Annotated in this window: 16 protein-coding genes and 2 pseudogenes; 4 read left to right on the plus strand and 14 right to left on the minus strand. The window is 68.7% G+C overall.

Annotation, left to right across the window (positions count from 1 at the left end):
• Positions 1-18 precede the first annotated feature (18 nt).
• From ACQ86A_RS14820 to ACQ86A_RS14830, 3 genes and pseudogenes are all read right to left on the minus strand, one after another.
• A complete protein-coding gene (locus ACQ86A_RS14820; protein ID WP_431280459.1) occupies positions 19-822 on the minus strand; it encodes an MFS transporter in 804 nt (267 codons plus the stop codon).
• Positions 817-1,391: pseudogene (locus tag ACQ86A_RS14825) on the minus strand (MFS transporter); the annotation flags it as partial. The pseudogene ACQ86A_RS14825 and the gene ACQ86A_RS14820, both read right to left, overlap by 6 nt.
• A 94-nt stretch (positions 1,392-1,485) precedes the next feature.
• Positions 1,486-2,517 (minus strand): aldo/keto reductase, encoded by a 1,032-nt coding sequence (locus tag ACQ86A_RS14830; protein WP_431277740.1) that lies wholly within the window; start codon positions 2,515-2,517, stop codon positions 1,486-1,488.
• Between the two features lie 99 nt (positions 2,518-2,616).
• Between ACQ86A_RS14830 and ACQ86A_RS14835 the strand changes: the two genes are divergently transcribed.
• Positions 2,617-3,126 (plus strand): metallophosphoesterase family protein, encoded by a 510-nt coding sequence (locus tag ACQ86A_RS14835; protein WP_431277741.1) that lies wholly within the window; start codon positions 2,617-2,619, stop codon positions 3,124-3,126.
• A 31-nt stretch (positions 3,127-3,157) separates the two neighbouring features.
• On the opposite strand, the gene ACQ86A_RS14840 is transcribed toward ACQ86A_RS14835, so the two are convergent.
• A complete protein-coding gene (locus ACQ86A_RS14840) occupies positions 3,158-4,741 on the minus strand; it encodes a DUF7059 domain-containing protein (protein WP_431277742.1) in 1,584 nt (527 codons plus the stop codon).
• A gap of 117 nt (positions 4,742-4,858) precedes the next feature.
• Here ACQ86A_RS14840 and ACQ86A_RS14845 point away from each other — a divergent pair, with 117 nt between their 5' ends.
• Together ACQ86A_RS14845 and ACQ86A_RS14850 are read left to right on the plus strand one after the other, a co-directional pair.
• On the plus strand, positions 4,859-5,134 hold the full coding sequence (locus ACQ86A_RS14845) for an acylphosphatase (protein WP_431277743.1): 276 nt from the start codon (positions 4,859-4,861) through the stop codon (positions 5,132-5,134).
• A gap of 4 nt (positions 5,135-5,138) precedes the next feature.
• The gene (locus tag ACQ86A_RS14850; protein WP_431277744.1) at positions 5,139-6,050 is read left to right on the plus strand and encodes an aminodeoxychorismate lyase; all 912 of its coding nucleotides are present in this window, start codon (positions 5,139-5,141) and stop codon (positions 6,048-6,050) included.
• A 17-nt stretch (positions 6,051-6,067) separates the two neighbouring features.
• Here the strand turns inward: ACQ86A_RS14850 and ACQ86A_RS14855 are convergent, their stop codons facing one another.
• On the minus strand, positions 6,068-6,490 hold the full coding sequence (locus tag ACQ86A_RS14855) for a hypothetical protein (protein WP_431277745.1): 423 nt from the start codon (positions 6,488-6,490) through the stop codon (positions 6,068-6,070).
• Positions 6,491-6,629: 139 nt separating this feature from the next.
• Between ACQ86A_RS14855 and ACQ86A_RS14860 the strand changes: the two genes are divergently transcribed.
• Entirely contained in the window at positions 6,630-6,965 is a 336-nt protein-coding gene (locus tag ACQ86A_RS14860) for a hypothetical protein (protein ID WP_431277746.1), read from the plus strand.
• Positions 6,966-6,977: 12 nt separating this feature from the next.
• Here ACQ86A_RS14860 and ACQ86A_RS14865 read toward each other — a convergent pair whose 3' ends face one another.
• The 9 genes and pseudogenes from ACQ86A_RS14865 to ACQ86A_RS14905 all read right to left on the minus strand — a co-directional run bounded on the left by ACQ86A_RS14865 (position 6,978) and on the right by ACQ86A_RS14905 (position 16,805).
• Positions 6,978-7,793 (minus strand): alpha/beta hydrolase, encoded by an 816-nt coding sequence (locus ACQ86A_RS14865; RefSeq protein ID WP_431277747.1) that lies wholly within the window; start codon positions 7,791-7,793, stop codon positions 6,978-6,980.
• Positions 7,793-8,608 carry an HpcH/HpaI aldolase/citrate lyase family protein gene (locus ACQ86A_RS14870; protein WP_431277748.1) on the minus strand — a complete coding sequence of 272 codons (816 nt, stop codon included), beginning with the start codon at positions 8,606-8,608 and terminating at the stop codon, positions 7,793-7,795. The genes ACQ86A_RS14865 and ACQ86A_RS14870 overlap by 1 nt, the downstream gene beginning before the upstream one ends.
• On the minus strand, positions 8,605-9,822 hold the full coding sequence (locus tag ACQ86A_RS14875) for a CaiB/BaiF CoA transferase family protein (RefSeq protein WP_431277749.1): 1,218 nt from the start codon (positions 9,820-9,822) through the stop codon (positions 8,605-8,607). Before ACQ86A_RS14875 ends, ACQ86A_RS14870 begins: the two co-directional genes overlap by 4 nt.
• Before the next feature lie 79 nt (positions 9,823-9,901).
• Entirely contained in the window at positions 9,902-11,917 is a 2,016-nt protein-coding gene (locus ACQ86A_RS14880; protein ID WP_431277750.1) for an SUMF1/EgtB/PvdO family nonheme iron enzyme, read from the minus strand.
• Positions 11,853-12,755: a ribokinase gene (locus ACQ86A_RS14885; protein WP_431277751.1), complete on the minus strand. Its 903-nt coding sequence runs from the start codon at positions 12,753-12,755 to the stop codon at positions 11,853-11,855. The genes ACQ86A_RS14880 and ACQ86A_RS14885 overlap by 65 nt, the downstream gene beginning before the upstream one ends.
• A gap of 73 nt (positions 12,756-12,828) precedes the next feature.
• Positions 12,829-14,208 carry an ADP-ribosylglycohydrolase family protein gene (locus ACQ86A_RS14890; RefSeq protein ID WP_431277752.1) on the minus strand — a complete coding sequence of 460 codons (1,380 nt, stop codon included), beginning with the start codon at positions 14,206-14,208 and terminating at the stop codon, positions 12,829-12,831.
• Positions 14,209-14,856 (minus strand): ADP-ribosylglycohydrolase family protein, encoded by a 648-nt coding sequence (locus tag ACQ86A_RS14895; RefSeq protein WP_431277753.1) that lies wholly within the window; start codon positions 14,854-14,856, stop codon positions 14,209-14,211. It abuts the gene before it with no gap.
• A pseudogene (locus ACQ86A_RS14900) lies at positions 14,759-15,376 on the minus strand (ADP-ribosylglycohydrolase family protein); the annotation flags it as partial. The pseudogene ACQ86A_RS14900 and the gene ACQ86A_RS14895, both read right to left, overlap by 98 nt.
• Before the next feature lie 133 nt (positions 15,377-15,509).
• The gene (locus ACQ86A_RS14905) at positions 15,510-16,805 is read right to left on the minus strand and encodes an ABC transporter substrate-binding protein (RefSeq protein ID WP_431277754.1); all 1,296 of its coding nucleotides are present in this window, start codon (positions 16,803-16,805) and stop codon (positions 15,510-15,512) included.
• Positions 16,806-16,831: the final 26 nt, after the last annotated feature.

A 16,831-nucleotide genomic window follows, 5' to 3' on the forward strand; every position in this document is an offset into this window, starting at 1 on the left:
GGACCGCGGCCCGCGGGACTAAGCACGGGCGGGTGGGCGCACGCGGCGGGTACGACGCGGCGGACGGATGTTCTCTCCCGCGGTCCGGGAAAGGCGCGTGGCCTCGACGACCGAGCCGAGCGCGACGAGCGCGATCAGGATGAACGCCACCCGGTACGCGCCCGCAGTGTCGTCGATGCCGACAGCAGTGGCGACCGGCGCCCCGAATCGCAGCGCGACGGCGCCGACAGCGACGCCTAATCCGGCTGCGATCTGCTGCACTGTCGACGCGAGCGTGTTCGCACCGGTCATCTCGTCGGACGGCACGTCGGCGAAGGCGATGGTGTTGTACGCGGTGAAGCCGATGGATCGGGCCATCCCGCTCACGAGGAGCAACGCGACGACCAGCGCGATCGGGGTGAGTTCCGCGATGAATGCCGAGAGCACCATCGTGATGACCGCGCCGGAGGTCGACCAGATCAGCACCGTTCGGAAGCCCCAGCGGGTGAGCATGGGGGTGGTCGCGGGTTTGATCACGAGGTTGCCGACGAAGAGCGAGAGCACGACCGCGCCCGCCTGCACCGGTGACCAGCCCAGCGCGTCCTGAAAGAAGAGCGGAAGGAGGAACGGGACGGCCGAGATCGTCAGCCGGAAGAGCGATCCTCCGGCGTGCGTCACCCGGAACGTCTCGATGCGGAAGGCCCTCAGGTCGAGCAGGGGATGCTCGGTGCGGCCCAGATGCCAGATCGCTGCGGCCGTGAGCACGGCGCCGGCCGCACCGGCCACGATCGTCGCCACGGCAGGCGCTGATGGGTCGGCGAGCAGGGCTCCGAAGACCACCACTCCCCCGACCCCGGTGAAGGTGAGTACGAAGCCGAGCCAGTCGAGGGGTTTTCGCGACCGCGAGGCTTCGACCGGTGTCAAACGCAGCGCCGCGATGAAGGCGATGACGCCGAGCGGGATGTTCAACAGGAAGATCCACTGCCAGCTTGCAAAAGTCACGAGGATACCGCCGACCAGCGGCGCAAAGATCGGAGCAGCGAGCGCGGGCCAGGTGAGCCATGCGATCGCGCGCACCAGATCGCGCTTCTCGGTGACTCGCAGCACCGCCAGCCTCCCGACGGGGACCATCATGGCGCCCCCGGCCCCTGCAGGATTCGCATCGCCGTCAGCTGCGCCAAGTCGGTGCTCGCCGCGCATAGCGCCGATGCGATCGTGAAGACCGCGATCGCGCCCGTGAACACCACCCGGGCGCCGAGCCGTTCGGTCAGCCAGCCGGAGATCGGGATGAGCACGGCGAGCGTCACGAGGTAGGCCGTGATCGCGACGCCCACCGTCGCCGAGTCGATCCCGAACGCACGGCCGATGGTCGGCGCGGCCGTCGCGAGGATCGTTCCGTCGAGGTTCTCCATGAAGAAGGTGCCCGCGACGAGCAGGGTCAGGGCGAGCTGCCGGCGATCATTCACCGCTTGAGCCAGCGGGCGCGGGGTCTCCGCGCCTCGGTTCTCATCGACCGCCTTCGAGCTTGCGGTGACGCTGCTGCTGCGCGGGCTCGCCGTACGGGTAGTCGTCGGAGCGAGGCGCGCTCGCGGCGCCGAGGGCGTCGAGATGTCTCGGTGCGAGTCGCAGGTCGGCGGCACCCAGGTTGTCGGTCAGCTGCTCGATCGTGCGAGCACCGAGGATCACCGAAGTGACAGCAGGCTGCGCGAGCAGCCACGCCAGGGCGACCTGAGAAGCCGACGCGTTGACCTCCGCCGCAATGTCGGTGACCGTGTCGATGATCTCCCACGTGCGCGGGTCTGCATTGCGCTTGTCCCACGCCTCCATGCCTCGCTTGGGGTTCTCGCCGAGGCGTGTGGCGCCCGTCGGCGACTGGTCCCGCGTGTACTTGCCGCTCAACCAGCCACCGGCGAGGGGCGACCAGGGCAGCAGGCCGATGTTCTCATCCAGAGCAGCGGGAACGACCTCGTGCTCGATCCCGCGCACGAGGAGGTTGTACTGCGGCTGCAGGGTCACGGGCGGTGCCCAGCCGTGCAGTCTGGCCGTGGCGGCCGCCTTCGTGAGCTGCCAGCCCAGGTAGTTGGAGAACCCGTAGTACGAGATCTTGCCTGCGGTGACGGCGTCGTCCAGAAAACGCAGGGTCTCTTCGAGAGGAGTGACGGCATCCCACGCGTGCATCTGGTACAGGTCGATGTGCTCGACACCGAGGCGGGCGAGCGAAGAATCGAGGGCCTTGCGCAGATGGGTGCGCGAGAGCCCGAGGTCGTTCGATCCTGTACCCATCGGGAATCGGCCTTTGGTGGCGATGACGATATCGTCCCGGCGGTCGGGGTGCGTGGCGAGCCAGCGACCGATGATCGTCTCGGACGCGCCCGAGCTGTAGACGTCGGCCGTGTCGACGAACGTGCCGCCCGCCTCCAGATAAGTGTCGATGAGGCTGTGCGACGTCTTCTCGTCGGCCTCCGCGCCGAACGTCATGGTTCCGAGGGCGAGGGACGAGACGACGGTTCCGCTGTTTCCGAGGGTTCGAAGTTCCATGCTTAGACGCTATTACTCGCGAGCGCCCTTGCGAACCGTTTGCCACGAGTCCGTGGACAACGACAGACTGTGGACAGCGCGGGTCCATACGCTGGGGGCATGAGCGCTGCGATCCGTCTCCTGGTCCTCTCCGACACGCACGTGCCCAAGCGTGCGCGCATCCTCCCCGACCAAGTGTGGGGCGCAGTGGATGCGGCGGATGTGGTCATACACGCGGGCGACTGGGTCGACGTGGCCACACTCGACGCCCTCGAGGCTCGATCGAAGCGATTCGTGGGCGTGTACGGAAACAACGACGGTCCGGAGCTGCGCTCCCGCCTGCCGGAGGTCGCCCGCGCGAACATCGGCGGACTCCGCTTCGCGGTCGTCCATGAGACCGGCGCCGCGAGCGGCCGTGAAGCGCGGTGCGCGCAGGCGTTTCCGGATGCGGACGTGCTCGTGTTCGGGCACAGCCACATTCCGTGGGACTCGACCGCGACGAACGGTCTGCGCCTCCTGAATCCCGGATCGCCGACCGACCGTCGGCGGCAGCCTGTCGGCACGTACCTCACGGCGGCAGTGGCGGGCGGCGAACTGACGGATGTCCGGCTGGTGCCTGTGAAACGCTGAAGAGCGCGGTGCATTCACTCGACCAGCGCGCTCACTCGACGGGCTGAAGCAACCCGTCGACCACCAGCGAGCGCACGGCCGGGATCAGTTCCGCCGCGAGCGCGGCCTCGTCGACCTCGAGGAGCTGCGCGAGCGCGCCGACGATCGCGCCCGCCGACAGCTCTCCGTCGCACGCGCCGACCAGAGCGATCAGCGCTGTGTCGCCCTGGATGGTGCGGCCGAAGCCACCGCCCTGACGAAGCAGCATCGCGGTGGGCGACTCGTCGCCCGGCCAGAAGTGACGCTCCTCGGTCACATCCGGCGCGACGACGAAACGGGTCGCCGACAGGGACTCGTCATCGAGCCCCGCCTGCCAGTCGTGCGCGGCGAGCACCGGTCCGAGGTGGACGCCCAAGCCCGCCTCGTTCGCGCCGAGCGCCCCGTGCATCCGTTCGAGTCGACGAAGAGTCGGCTCCCCGCCGGCCGGACGACGCAGCAGAACGTAGCCGAATCCGACCGACTCGACGCCGCGAACGGCGAAGTCGGTGAGCCATGCGTCGTACAGCCGGTCGAAGTCGGCTGTGCCGGGTCGAGTTCCGCCATCACGGATCCAGGTCTCCGCGTATTCGGCGCTGTCCTGCGCCTCGCGCTCGATGATCCAGGCATCGACGGGAGCTGGTGAAGCATCGATCCAGCCGCCGACGCGATCGAACGCGTCGACGGACCCACTGCGGTACTCCCAGTTGGCCAGCAGCTGCGCAACGCCGCCCGGCGTCAGGTGCTCGCCCGCCGACCGGATGACTGCCTCGACGAGACCGTCTCCGACCATCCCGCCGTCGCGGTACTCGTATTCGGGAACGCCCTCCCCGCGCGGGGTGATGACGAAAGGCGGATTCGAGACGATCTGGTCGAACGTCTCGCCCACGACCGGCTCGAACAGACCGCCGAGCCGGAACTCGACGTTGTCGATCCCGTTCAACGCGGTGTTGAGCGCCGCCAGTTCGAGCGCCCGCACCGAGATGTCGGTCGCCACCACGTGACCGGCGTGGCGCGCTGCGTGCATGGCCTGGATCCCGCATCCCGTGCCCAGATCGAGAGCACGCTCGACGGGCGTCTGCAGCATCAATCCGCTCAGGGTCAGGGATGCGCCACCCACGCCGAGCACATGATCGACCGGCAGCGCATGGCCGAGCGCGAGCTCGCCCAGGTCGGACACGATCCACCAGTCGACCGCGCCGAGCGCATCGACGAAGCTGTACGGCCGCAGATCGACCGCTGGTTCGCACCCGTCGCGGTGCGTACGAATCAGCCCGAGCACTGCCGCACCGTCGATGCCCAGCGTCGGAAGCGCAGCACCGAGCGCCTCGACAGAAACCGGTCGCCCAAGCACGAAAAGTTCCGCCAACGTCGCCAGTGGCTGCTCGATCCCGCCATCCCGTCGACTCTGCAATGCTCGCAATGCCGGGATGCGCTGCCCCCGGTGAAGACCTTCAGCGGCGACACTCCCCCACAGCTCCGACAGCGCGGAGACCGTGAAGTCGGCGGCGTGCAGATCGGCGCGCAAGGCGGCGATCGCGGCGGCGGCGGTCGTGTCGGCGGGAGTGGTCGGGCTGTCGGCTGCGTGCGAAGAAGTCACCCCGCTATTCAAACGCACTCGACGACCCACCCGCCCGCTTCGTGCGTACCGGCGCCCGGCAGCCTGGTCGTTCACGACCCCTCGCCCATCCTGGGGAGCAGGAGCACAATGGAGCCCATGATCCGCAGACACGCGATCGTCGCAGGAATGGTGCAGGGAATCGGGTTCCGCTGGAGTGCCCGCGAGAAAGCCCGGGTTCTCGGCGTCTCGGGTTTCGCCCGCAATCGGCTCGACGGAACGGTTGAGCTGGAAGTCGAGGGCGAACCCGAGAAGGTCGAGCGGATGCTCGACTGGCTCCGAACGGGTCCGTCCGGCTCGCGGGTCGACCGTGTGACGGTCGATGAGGTCGCAGCGCTCGGCGAGGACACCTTCCGCGTTCGCGAGACACAATAGAGCCATGACACGCGCAACGCTGATCACCCTCACGAAGCCCACCTCCGCCCCCGCCAGCGCTGACGCCGACGCCGAGTCGGGGTTCGTGATCGTCGACGCCGACGCTCCGCAGGTGCGCCTGATGGACCTGGGGCTCACCCGCGGCGACGGTGTCTTCGAGACGATCAGCGTCGTCGACGGACACCCCCAGGCCCTCGAGCCCCATCTGCAGCGCCTCGCCCATTCGGCCGTGCTGCTCGACCTGGCCGAACCCGACCTGGACGTGTGGCGCCGTGCCGTGCTCTGCGGGATCGAACAGTCCCGCCAGATCGACGGCGAGGGCCCTCTCGCACGCGAGCTGTACGCGAAGCTGATCCTGACCCGCGGTGTCGAAGGCACTGGCCAGCCGAGCGGGTGGGTCTTCGTCGACGAGGCTGAGGACTTCTCGTCCGCGCGCCAGGGGATTCGCGTCGTCACCCTCGACCGCGGCTACCGGCATGACGTCGCGGAGACCTCCCCGTGGCTCCTCCAGGGCGCGAAGACGCTGTCGTACGCCGCCAACCGGGCCGCTCTGCGTGAAGCCGCCCGTCGGAACGCCAACGACGTGATCTTCGTCAGTTCGGACGGATTCGCCCTCGAAGGACCGACGTCGAACGTGATCCTGCAGAACGGCAATACGGTGCGCACGCCTCAGACCGACCAGGGCATCCTCGCCGGCACCACTCAGGCCAGTGTGTTCGCCTTCTTCGAGCAGCGCGGATTCGCGACCTCCTACGAGCACGTCACCGCCGACGAACTCGCCGACGCTGACGCCCTCTGGCTCGTCTCCAGTGTTCGCCAGGCTGCTCCCGTCACCGATCTCGACGGCAAAGCTTTCGAGGTGGATTCTGCACTCACCGACGACCTCAACGATTTCCTCCTCGCGCGCACGACCTGAACCCGATTCCCCGACGTTCATGTCGCCGCGCGCAGCTCGGGAAGTGTTCGCACGCCCGCGTCATGGCTCAGAAGCAGGCCCCGAATCGACACCCCCGCTGATGCGCATGCCACCCGCAGCGACCCGGCCCATTCCGCATCGAGGGTGCCGACGCCCGGCGGCCCCGGACGCTCACGCACCAGGATCACGGAGCCGCCGCCGAGCATCCTGAGCACTTCTCCGACGGTAGCTGCCGTCCTCTCGACCAGGTCGTCGGTCGGCCGGTCGGGTAGCCCCTCGATAGGGATCGCGAGCCGGGCGGGTCTGTCGTCCTCGCCGAGGAAGAGGGCCCACAGTTGTTCCCGTATCGCGCTCCCCACGATTCGCGCGGCGAGATCGAGGGCGTCGGACTCGGACAGCACACGGGCATCGGGCGGAGGTTCTTGAGTGGTGATCATCATGAATATCACCCTGTACCCCGGTAGCGGTATCAGTGCCCTATCCACAGAATTTCTTGACAAGTCCAGCCTGTGGAGGGTCGTAGGCTGGACGGAGCGACGAATCGAGGCGGACCAGGACGAGAGGTGCAGGAGGGCGACCGTGGCGGATCCAGTGCCGACGAGCATCGAAGTGCTGCGCCAACAGGCGCGCGACGAGCTCTCCACGATCATCGAGCACCGCTGCCGCGCCGGTGAGGACCCGTGGCAGTTCATCCCCGACCTCCCCAGCGTCGACGAGCAGGTCGTCATCGGGCTCCGGATGTCCGCGATCGACGCGTTCGACCTGGCCGATGAGCAGTCCCGCGCCCACCACCCCGCCGCCGGTCGGGATACTTTCGTGCGTTTCGAGTACAGCGTGCTCCGGCGGATCGCGCTGGAGCATCCTGAACTCAGCGAAGCGGTCTGGGGGATGCTCGACCGGGTCGAGCGGGCCTGACCTGCGGCAGACCTACCGGGCCGTGCGCTGACCGCCGGCGAACAGTGCGAGACGCTTAAGCGAATCCCGAAGTGCCGGACGCCAGACCCCGAAATCGTGCCCACCGGGGTACTCCCGGAACGACACCCGCAGTCCTGCTACGGAAGTGGCCCGCTCGGCCAGGAGCGCCGTCTGCTGGGCGAGTCCGAGATCGGGCGAGGCCCCCGGATGCGCCTCTTCGGCATCCCCGACCGCCAAGACCACCTCGAGCGGCAAGTCCGAAGGGTAGCCGGCCAAGAGCGCCGGGTAGCCCAACTCGGAGTATCGCGTCGGATCGAACGCGAGTTCACCTCGGCCGAACGCGCCGTGCTCTCGCGCCGACGACCCGTCCGGAGGCTCGGGATCGTACACAGCCGGGCTCAGGGCGATCACAGCTCCGAACAGCGACGGATGCGCGAATCCGAGCCGCAGAGCCCCGTACCCGCCCATCGAGTAGCCGGCCACCGCACGACCCTCGCGCGAGGGAAACGTCGGGAGCGTCGCATCCACGTGCTCGACGAGGTCGCGCACGAATGCTGTCTCGACCGCGCGCCCATCCCGGTGCAGCGAGTCGACGTAGTAGCTCGCTCGCGAATTCCACGGCGCATCGGGCATCACGGCGATCATCGGCGCAAGCTGTTCGAGGTCGCCGAGCGCCTGCTCCCACGAGTCGGCGCAATCGCCCCGTCCGTGGAGGAGGTAGATCACGGGCAGCGGGCCGAGAGCCGCCGAGGCCCTGTCGGAGCGATAGACCGAGTACCGCAGCTCCTCCCCGAGCGCCCGGCTCGCGAACGCGTGCCGAGTCAACATCAGGACCCGAGGATGCTGCGCGCGCGTCCCAGCATCGCGGGATCGACCATCTCGCCCGATGCGAGGGTCGCCACCCCGCCAGCCTCGACCGCGGCGAGCACGGAGCGTGCCCAGTCGAGCTCCGCGTCGGTGGGCGCGAAGACGTCTGCGATCACAGCGAGCTGACTCGGGTGGATCGCTGTGCGCCCCACCCAGCCGAGGCGCCGTCCGCGTTCGGTGTCCGCACGGAGCCCGTCGAGGTCGCGGATGTCCGGGTACGCCGACAGCATCGGCGCCGGAAGCCCGGCGGCCCGTGCCGCGAACAAGAGGCGGACGCGCGCGTAGTCCAGCGCGAGCGCATCCCGAGTCCCGATGTCGCTCGCGAGATCGGACTCACCGAGCGCCACCCGCGTGGCGGCGGGATGCGCGGCGATCGCGGCCGCGTTCTCCACCCCCAGCGCCGTTTCGATCAGTGCGGTAAGCGGAAGTCCGGCGGCCTGTTCTGCGACCCGGTCGAGGTCGCGGGCGTGTTCGACCTTGGGTATCCGCAGTTCGACGTCAGCGCCTGAATCCCGTACAGCGACGATCTCGTGATCGACGCCGGCGTTCACGCGAACCTGCACGACACAGTTCTCGTCCGGGCGCTCCGCGGCGCTTCCGGATGCACGCGCGCGCAGCCATGACGTCACCGCTTCAAGGGCGGCAGGCTTCGCCTCGGGCGCGACGGCGTCTTCGAGGTCGAGGATGATCATCCCCGCACCCGTGGCCACGGCCTTGTCGAAGCGATCCGGTCTGTCGCCTGGAACATAGAGGCCCGTGATGACCCGTTCCGTCATACGATCCCCTTCTGCCTGAGGGCGTCCAGCTGTTCACGGGTCACCCCGACCTCGGCGAGCACCTCGTCGGTGTTGCGCCCGTGCGGTCGACCGGCCCACCGGATCTCGCCCGGCGTCCCCGAGAGGCGGAAGAGCACGTTCTGCATCTTCACCGGCCCGAGTTCGTCATCGTCAACAGTCTGCACCGTGCCGATCGCCTGGTACTGCGGATCGGCGAGTATTCCGCGAACGTCATATACCTGGGCTATCGCGGCGTGCGCGGTCTCGAACTCTGCGACGACCTGCTCGGTCGGGCGCGCGGCGATCCAGGAGGAGACCGCAGCATCCAGTTCGTCGGCGTGCTCGGCGCGGCTGTGACCGGATGCGAACCAGGGTTCGTCGATCACATCCGGCCGACCGACGAGACGCATGACGCGTTCGGCGATCGACTGCGAACTCGTCGACACCGCGACCCAGTCGCCGTCAGCCGTGCGGTAGACATTGCGCGGCGCGTTGTTGACCGAACGGTTGCCCGTGCGGGGTTGCACCGTGCCGAGCTGGTCGTACGCGGTGATCTGGCCGCCGAGCAGCATCAGGATGGGCTCGATGATCGCGAGGTCGATGACCTGGCCGTGGCCGTCCCGCTCGGCTGCGCGCAGCGCGACCATCACGGCGTATGCGGTGGTGAGCGCGGCGATCCCGTCGGCGAGGCCGAACGGCGGAAGGGTCGGCGGACCGTCGGGCTCGCCGGTGAGGGCGGCGAACCCGCTCATCGCCTCGGCGAGGCTGCCGAACCCCGGACGCCCCGAATAAGGACCCGTTTGTCCGAAAGCCGTCACGCGTGCGACGACCAGGCGCGGGTTCGCGGCGTGGAGCGCATCCGGACCCAGTCCCCACCGCTCGAGCGTGCCGGGCCGGAAGTTCTCGATGAGCACGTCGGCGTCGGCCGCGAGAGCGAGGAGCAGTTCAGCACCTTCGGGAGACCCGAGGTTGATGGTGACGGTGCGCTTGTTGCGGCCGAGGGTCTTCCACCAGAGGTTCACGCCGTCCTTGGCTGGGCCGTGGCCGCGTGCAGCGTCGGGTTTCGTCGGGTGCTCGACCTTGATGACGTCGGCCCCGAAGTCGCCGAGGAAGGTCGCCGCGAGCGGGCCTGCGAAGAGGGTGGAGACGTCCAGGACGCGGAGGCCGCGCAGGGCGGGCTCGGTCGGCTCGGTCCGCTCGGTGGGGTCGGTCATCGTGCGCCCTCCGTGTCCCACGCGAGGCGGAAGCCGATGCTCGACGAGCGCTCGACACCGCGCCCGGCCAGCAGGAACTTCAGGCTGAACGACGGCTCCCGCACGCCGCCGTCGGTGTACCAGTCCGAGCCGGTCGAGACGTGTTCGCTTCCCCCTTGAGCATGGCGAAACGGGTAATCCCGTCGCTGTGCTCGCTCTCGGTCCAGTTCCAGACCACTGGCGTCAGGCGCTCGAATCCCTCCTGCTCGGCGGCGAGTTGCCACTCGAACTCGTCGGGCAGTCGTGCGCCGACCCATTCCGCGTACGCCCGCGCGTCAGCCAGCGAGACACCGGTGACCGGAGCGTCGACGGATGCGCCTTCCGTGCCGACCAGGAAGCGCGCGTCGACGAGCGGTCGCCATCCGCTCTGGTCGAGGAACGCGGTGAACTCGCCGATCGTCACCTCGCGGGCCGCGACCCCGACCCTGTCAGCGATGTTGATGCGGAGGGATTCGCGGCGGTCGTCATGCAGACGCGGCGGGAGCGGCTTCCACTCGCCGACGTACGGCGCTCCCTGGTAGAAGCCGGTCTCGCGGCGGCGGAAGGTGACGTCCAGCGTGCGTTCGCCGGGCTCGACCACGATGGCGTCGTCGGGCGGAGGCGTGGCCGACGTGGCGGGAAGCACACGGACTGCCTTGCGGGCGGGAAAGGCCGAGTCGGTCGAGAGTGTGTCGGCCGCGGCTGTCGCGAGCAGCGCATCCGGAACCGGAGCCTTCTGCGAGATCTCGAGGATCCCGGTGACGCCGCGAGCCGGCACGGTCACCTCTGTGACGTCGGTAAGCCCGGCGGTCACGTCGAGTCGCCGTCGATCCGCTGGCAGCGATTCGACGAGTGGGTCACCGCTCCAGGCGTCTGCACCACGGTTGACGATCGTCCAAAGGGTGGCGTCGTCCAACACATACCGCGAGACGTATACGCCGGCCGCGATCGCTTCGGGGGTGGCCCCGAGAAGGGGCGACCACTCGCCATCGACCAGCAGTGGGCTGAGCGCGCGCTGCACCCTGAGCATCCGTCGCAGGGTGGACTTGTCCCGTTCGTTCCAGCCGACCCAGACCCCGAAGACGGTGTCCCAGACCAGCAGCCCCGTGCCGTTCATCCACGCCGACTGAAGCTCGTCGCTGTGGTCGCGGTTCCAGCGGCGTGTCGAGTGCATCATGTGCCGGCGCTCGAACCAGTGCGCCCGCATCACACCGGGCGCCTCCGAGTCGGCGAACCACTGCGCCCAACTCAGCTGGTGGTCCCGGATGCGCTGGTTCGGCACCCGGGACTCGCCCTCGAGCACCTGCGGCGGCGTCGCACCGAGCAGTGCGTTGATGAGGCGCGAATCGCCTTCCTTCATGGTGTCGAGGAAGACGCCGTCGACACCGAGGTCTTCGACCAGTCGCGCGAGCTCCTCAGGATCGTCGCCGGCGGCGCGTCTTGTGCCGGTATCCCACGGGTTGTAGTCGACGAACACGCGAACTCCTCGCTCGTGCAGGCGCGCGATGACCGCATCCAGCCCCGGAACCTGCCGGTAGAAGTCGAACTGGTTGCGGTCGTCGATTCCGATGATGGGATACGCGTGCCAGAGCACGACGCCGTCGAACCCGCCGTGGTCGGAGATGCTGTCGAGGAACGCGTCGACCGTGAACTCCTGGCGTTCGTGGTCGAAGAGGCGCTCATCCCAGAGCCAGATCTGCGCGACGCTGTACGCACTGCGCGCCCAGCCGGTCTCGGCCCGCTCGTAGACCACTCCGTCGTAGTCGAGACGGGAGCGTGCCTCCAGGCGCCAGGCGGCGAGATCCTCGCGCCAAGCGGGCCAGTCGGCGGGCTCGGTCGGGGCGGCGAAGATCTTGGCGATGTCGCCGACGGCCGGGTTGAGTTCGCCGCCGCGTGGGAGCACGGTCGGGCGGTCGATTGCTCGCGGCACCAACGGGTTGAAGTCGTTGGTGTTTTCCTCGTCGGGGTCGTACGCCTGGGAGGTGAACGGCTGGGGGTTGTTCTCAGCGGGGTCAGCGTGTCGGGCGGAAATGACGGATCTCCTCGAGAGTGGGGATGGACGGAACGGCTCCGGCACGCTGCACCGACAGTGCCGCGGCGACTGTGGCGAACTCGGCGGCCTTCACGAGGACGTCGAGGTCGGGGACCGAGCCTCCGGTGACGTTGCCGTTCGTACTCGAAGCGCTCGCGCGGGTGGATGCGTTGCGGTCGAGGTCGGCGACCAGTGCGCCGCAGAACGTGTCGCCCGCACCGGTCGTGTCGACGGCATCGACACGCAGCCCGGCGACGTGGGCCGGCGGCTCCCCCGGAACGCAGACGAGCGCGCCGCGAGCGCCCAGCGTGATGATGACGGCGAGTCCGAGGCTGCTGAGCGCTTCAGCCAGCGCCTGCTCGTCCGCGTCCTCAGGCAGCCCGCCGCCAAGATCGGCCGCGAGCTGGGCAGCCTCGTGCTCGTTCACGATGAGCACATCGACGACGCCGAGCAAAGCCTCCGGTAGCGCACGGATCGGCGCAGCGTTGAGCACCACAGTGGTGCCGGCCGCTCGCGCGATCGTCGCAGCCGCGGTGACCGTCTCGACCGGCGTCTCGAGTTGCAGCAGCAGGATGTCGGCCGCGCCGATGGCCTCGCTCTCTGCTTCGGTGAGGTCGACGAGCATCCGGTTCGCCCCCGAGTCGACGACGATGGCGTTCTCGGCGTGATCGTCGACCGTGATGAGCGCCGTGCCGGTCGGTGCGTCCACCCGGCGGAGCAGAAGTTCGACGCCCGCCTGCGAGAGGCTGGCGATGAGGCGGTGCGCCGCATCGTCCGTTCCGAGCGCGGCGATGAACGAAGCGAGCGCCCCAGCGCGGGCGACAGCGGTCACCTGGTTGTTGCCCTTGCCTCCCGGAGCCGAATCCGACCCGGTGGCGAGCACGGTCTCCCCGGCGACGGGATGCGCTCGACCCGGTAGACGAGGTCGAGGTTGGCGCTTCCGACGACGATGACGCTCATCCGGAGACCGCCAGAGTGCGCTCGGCGAGCTCGCTGAAACGCGCCCCGTCGAACCCGGGGATGCTCGTCGCGAGCGAGTCGTGCAACGGGTCGATCCAGCGCGCCGGAAGCGCGGCGGCTCCGGTGAGTGCTCCGGCGATCGAGCCGGCCGTCGCGCCGACCGAGTCGGTGTCCCAGCCGCCGCTCACCGCGAGGGTGATCGTCCGTTCGAAGTCGCCGTCGCCTCGAGTGAGCGCGAAGGCGAGCAGCGCCGAGTTGTTGACGGCGTGCACCCAGTGCAGGTGGCCGAACTCTGCATGCAGCGCGTCGACGGCGGCCTCGTCGTCGAGGTCGCTGGCGCCGAGCTCCGCACCGCGTCGCACGGCAGCAGCGTACCGGCTGCCCGCGGGCACGGCCGAGAGACCGGCTTCGATGACTTCTTCCACCGTCGACGCGACGACCGCTGCCGAGCATGCGGCTGCCGCGAACATCGCGCCGTAGAGACCGCTGCGACCGTGGCTCAGTCGGCCGTCGATCCAGGCGAGCCTGGCTGCGGCGATCGGGTCCGCAGGGTTCGCCCAGCCGTACACGTCGGTGCGGATCTGCGCGCCGATCCAGTCGCGGAACGGGTTCTGCACGGTGCCTGCGACGTCGGGCTCGTACCCGTCGAGCAGGTTGCGGTACACGATGCGTTCCGCGGTGAACACGCGTCCGCCAGGAAGGTTGTTCAGCCACGACTGCGCGACGTCGTCGGTCGTGATGTCGCCATCACGCTGCTCGAGCAGGTCGAGGGCGATCAACGGAAAGTTGAGGTCGTCGTCCTCGGGCATGCCGTCGATGTTCTCGACGAGACTCGTAGGCCGGCTCCGACGGTTCCACGGGTAGCGCGCGGCGATCTCGGGGTCGAGCCCGACCTCGGTGAAGTAGGAGGCGATCGGCCAGTTGCCGGTCGAACGTGCGATCGCACGGATCCCTTCGAGCGAGATCTTCTCGACGGGCTTGCCGAGCAGGCATCCGGATGCGCGGCCCAGCCACGCGCCGAGCACGCGGTCGGCGAGGCGGTCGCCTCCCGCATCCGGGGACGCCGCCGCCGCGGGTGCCGCGGGTGCCGCGGGTGCCGGTGCCAGCGCGAGGATCTCATCCAGACCGTTCGGCTCGGCGGCGACCAGCGCATCCGGATCCTGCCGCTCGTCGACCTCGGCCAACAGCTCGCGGGCGAGCTTCCGAAGCTCGGGCGAGGCGGGTGTGGGAGTCGCACCGCTCACGGCGGCGACCGGAGAACCGCCCGCCGCCTCCCACCGTTCGCGGAGGTCGGCGACCGAACGGCCGTCCAGCTCAGCGGCGACGAGAGCGTGCGGAAGGAGATCCTCCGGCTGCGTCCAGCTCAGGCGGAGCATCTAGGCGACCTCGAGGTCGGCCTCGAACACGCCGCGTGCCTCCTCGACCTGACGGGCACGTGCGGCGTCGGCCGCCCAGACGTCCCGTGCGACGGAGGCGATGACCGGGCCGGTCGCGGTGATGTCCATGCGGCTGCCCTCGCTCACGCCGTCGATCCATTCAGCGGGAACCACGCCGACGCCGCCGAGGGCGCCCGCGATCGAACCGGCCATGACGGCGATCGAGTCGGAGTCGCGTCCGTAGTTGATCGAGCCGAGCACCGACTCGCGGTAGTCGCCGTTCGCCGCGACGAGCATCCCGAGGGCGATCGGCAGTTCCTCGATGGACTTCGTGCGGCTCGGGATGCGCGCATCCTTCGCCGGCTGCCGGTACTGGGGCCCGACGGTGTCGAACGGCTCGACAGCAGCCCGCAGAGTTCCGAGGCCGGTGCGCCAATCGGTGACGTTCGCCGCCGCAGCGACGACCGCTTCGATGGCGTCGAGGGTTCCGTCTTTGGCGAGACGGATGGCGGTGTCGATGACGCTCGTCAGGGTCGCGCCCGGGCGCATCGCCCTCGGCGACGGCCGCCGCGTAGACACCCGCGGCCTCGCGGCCATAGCTCGACTGGTGGGCGCCTGCGACGTCGATGGCCTCGGCGTATGCGGCATCCGGGGCACCCGCGTTGACGATGCCGATCGGCGCGACGTACATCGTCGCACCGCAGTTGACGATGTTGCCGACCCCGGCCTCGCGCGGGTCGATGTGACCGTAGTGCAGCCGCGTGACCAGCCACTTCTCGGCGAGGAAGATGCGGTGGAGAAGCAGGCCCTCGGACTCGAACTCGGGGATCCAGCGCTTGTCGCCGATCAGCAGGGGCACGAGGTGGTCGGCGATGGAGTACGCATCGAGGTGGCCGCGCACGGTGTCGTAGACGTCGACGAGCGCGGTGGTCATGAGGGTGTCATCCGTCACGTGGCCGTCGCCCTTGTGGTACGGCGCGATCGGTCGCGCGTTGCGCCAGTCCTCGAGGAACGGCGGGACGATTCCGGTGATGAACCCGTCGTAGCGCTCCTGGATCGCCTCGGGCGTGTTGCCTTCCGCGGCGCCGCCGAGCGCATCCCCGACGGCTGCTCCCGCGAGAGCTCCCGTGGCCTTCTCAACCAGCGCGTCCATCGTCTTCTCCTTCATATTCCTGTGTCGTTCCGTGTCTCGCGTGCCGCGTCTGTCGTCGCTTCGCGCCGACCCCAGCCATCCACTCCGGGAAGAATGCCCGTAAACCGGGGGTTCAAGCGGGATTCTTCCCGGAGTCGATTGCGTTGGGTCAGCCGACGGCGGACCAGCCGTCGGTCAGCTGCTTCTTGAGGTCGTCCAGGCTGATCGAGTTGGCCAGGTACTTCTGCAGCGCGGGGGTCGCGTACTGGTCCTTCCACTGCGGGTAGTTCACCGCTGCCTGGAACGGGGCGGCCTTCAGGCCCTCACCGGATTTCAGGATGGCTTCCCACCCGTTCTTGCCGGAGGTGTCCTTCGCGACCTGCGTGCGGGCCGCGGCGGATGCGGGGATCAGCCAGTCGCCTTCCGCCAGCTTGGCCTGGTTCTCGGCGTTCATGAAGTAGTTGATGAACTTCGCGGACTGCTCGACGTGCTTGCTCTGCGCCGACACCGACATGGTCTGAGGGTTCGCGGCCTGCGCATCGCCCTCTGACCCGGACAGCGGCGGCAGAACTGCCCAGTTGAATCCGGCCGGAGCCGACTCGGTGATCTGCTGCGCGACGTAGTTGCCGCCGACGTACATGGCGTACTTTCCGCCGAAGAAGCCGGGGAGCACATCCGTGCCGCTCTGCGTGATCGAGGTCGGGTCGAGCGACTTGTCGTCGTACGCCATCTTGTTGATGCGCTCGGGGACCTGCAGCTCGTCGTCGCCGACGTGGATCGTCGACTTGCCGTCCTTGTTGGTGAAGAAGTCGCCGCCGAAGCCGAGTGCCAGGTTCATGACGGATGCGGTCGGCTGCTTCAGGCCCCATCCGGTGCCGAAGTTGCCGCCCGAGGTCGCCTTCTTGGAGAGTGCCTCGAAGTCGTCCCAGCTGAGCGTCTTGCCGTTCGGGATGTCCGCACCGGCTGCCTTGAGCGCGTCAGTGTTCGCGAACACGACGTACGACTGCAGGAGCGTGGGGGCCGCGACGATCTTGCCGTCGCCCGTGGTCACCGAGCTCCAGACATCCTTCGACACCTGCTTCTTGACGTCGGCGTCGAGGTACTTGGAGAGGTCGGCGAGGTAGCCCTGGTTGGCGAAGCCCATGATGTCCGCGGACTCGTCGTGGATGATGTCGGGCGCGGTTCCGCCCTGGAACTGGGTCACGAGCTGGTCGTGCACGTTGTCCCAGCTGCCCTGCTGGAGCTTCACCTGAATGTTCGGGTTGGCCTTGTTCCACGAGTCGACGATGTCCTTCGTGGCGGCGACGGTCGTGTCCTGGTACGCGAGCGACTGGAAGGTCAGCGTGACCTTGCCGCTGCTGGAGGAGTCGGTGCTGCCCGACGTCGAACATCCGGCCAGCGCGAGCGACGCGGCGACGGTGCCGGCAACGACGACGCCCAGGCGGGCGAGCGTTGATTTGCGCATTGCTTTCTCTCTTTCGATGGTGGTTG

The organism is Leifsonia poae, from assembly GCF_050632195.1.
In the GTDB taxonomy this organism is placed as follows: Bacteria; Actinomycetota; Actinomycetes; order Actinomycetales; family Microbacteriaceae; genus Leifsonia; species Leifsonia poae_C.

Excerpts from the sequence above, each read along its gene's own strand:
- ACQ86A_RS14875 (WP_431277749.1), bottom strand. The coding sequence starts at position 9,822 with ATGACCGACCCCACCGAGCGGACCGAGCCGACCGAGCCCGCCCTGCGC.
- ACQ86A_RS14830 (WP_431277740.1), bottom strand. The coding sequence starts at position 2,517 with ATGGAACTTCGAACCCTCGGAAACAGCGGAACCGTCGTCTCGTCCCTC.
- ACQ86A_RS14835 (WP_431277741.1), top strand. The coding sequence starts at position 2,617 with ATGAGCGCTGCGATCCGTCTCCTGGTCCTCTCCGACACGCACGTGCCC.
- ACQ86A_RS14845 (WP_431277743.1), top strand. The coding sequence starts at position 4,859 with ATGATCCGCAGACACGCGATCGTCGCAGGAATGGTGCAGGGAATCGGG.
- ACQ86A_RS14890 (WP_431277752.1), bottom strand. The coding sequence starts at position 14,208 with ATGCTCCGCCTGAGCTGGACGCAGCCGGAGGATCTCCTTCCGCACGCT.
- ACQ86A_RS14895 (WP_431277753.1), bottom strand. The coding sequence starts at position 14,856 with ATGCCGCATACGCCGAGGCCATCGACGTCGCAGGCGCCCACCAGTCGA.
- ACQ86A_RS14850 (WP_431277744.1), top strand. The coding sequence starts at position 5,139 with ATGACACGCGCAACGCTGATCACCCTCACGAAGCCCACCTCCGCCCCC.
- ACQ86A_RS14865 (WP_431277747.1), bottom strand. The coding sequence starts at position 7,793 with ATGTTGACTCGGCACGCGTTCGCGAGCCGGGCGCTCGGGGAGGAGCTG.
- ACQ86A_RS14855 (WP_431277745.1), bottom strand. The coding sequence starts at position 6,490 with ATGATGATCACCACTCAAGAACCTCCGCCCGATGCCCGTGTGCTGTCC.
- ACQ86A_RS14905 (WP_431277754.1), bottom strand. The coding sequence starts at position 16,805 with ATGCGCAAATCAACGCTCGCCCGCCTGGGCGTCGTCGTTGCCGGCACC.
- ACQ86A_RS14870 (WP_431277748.1), bottom strand. The coding sequence starts at position 8,608 with ATGACGGAACGGGTCATCACGGGCCTCTATGTTCCAGGCGACAGACCG.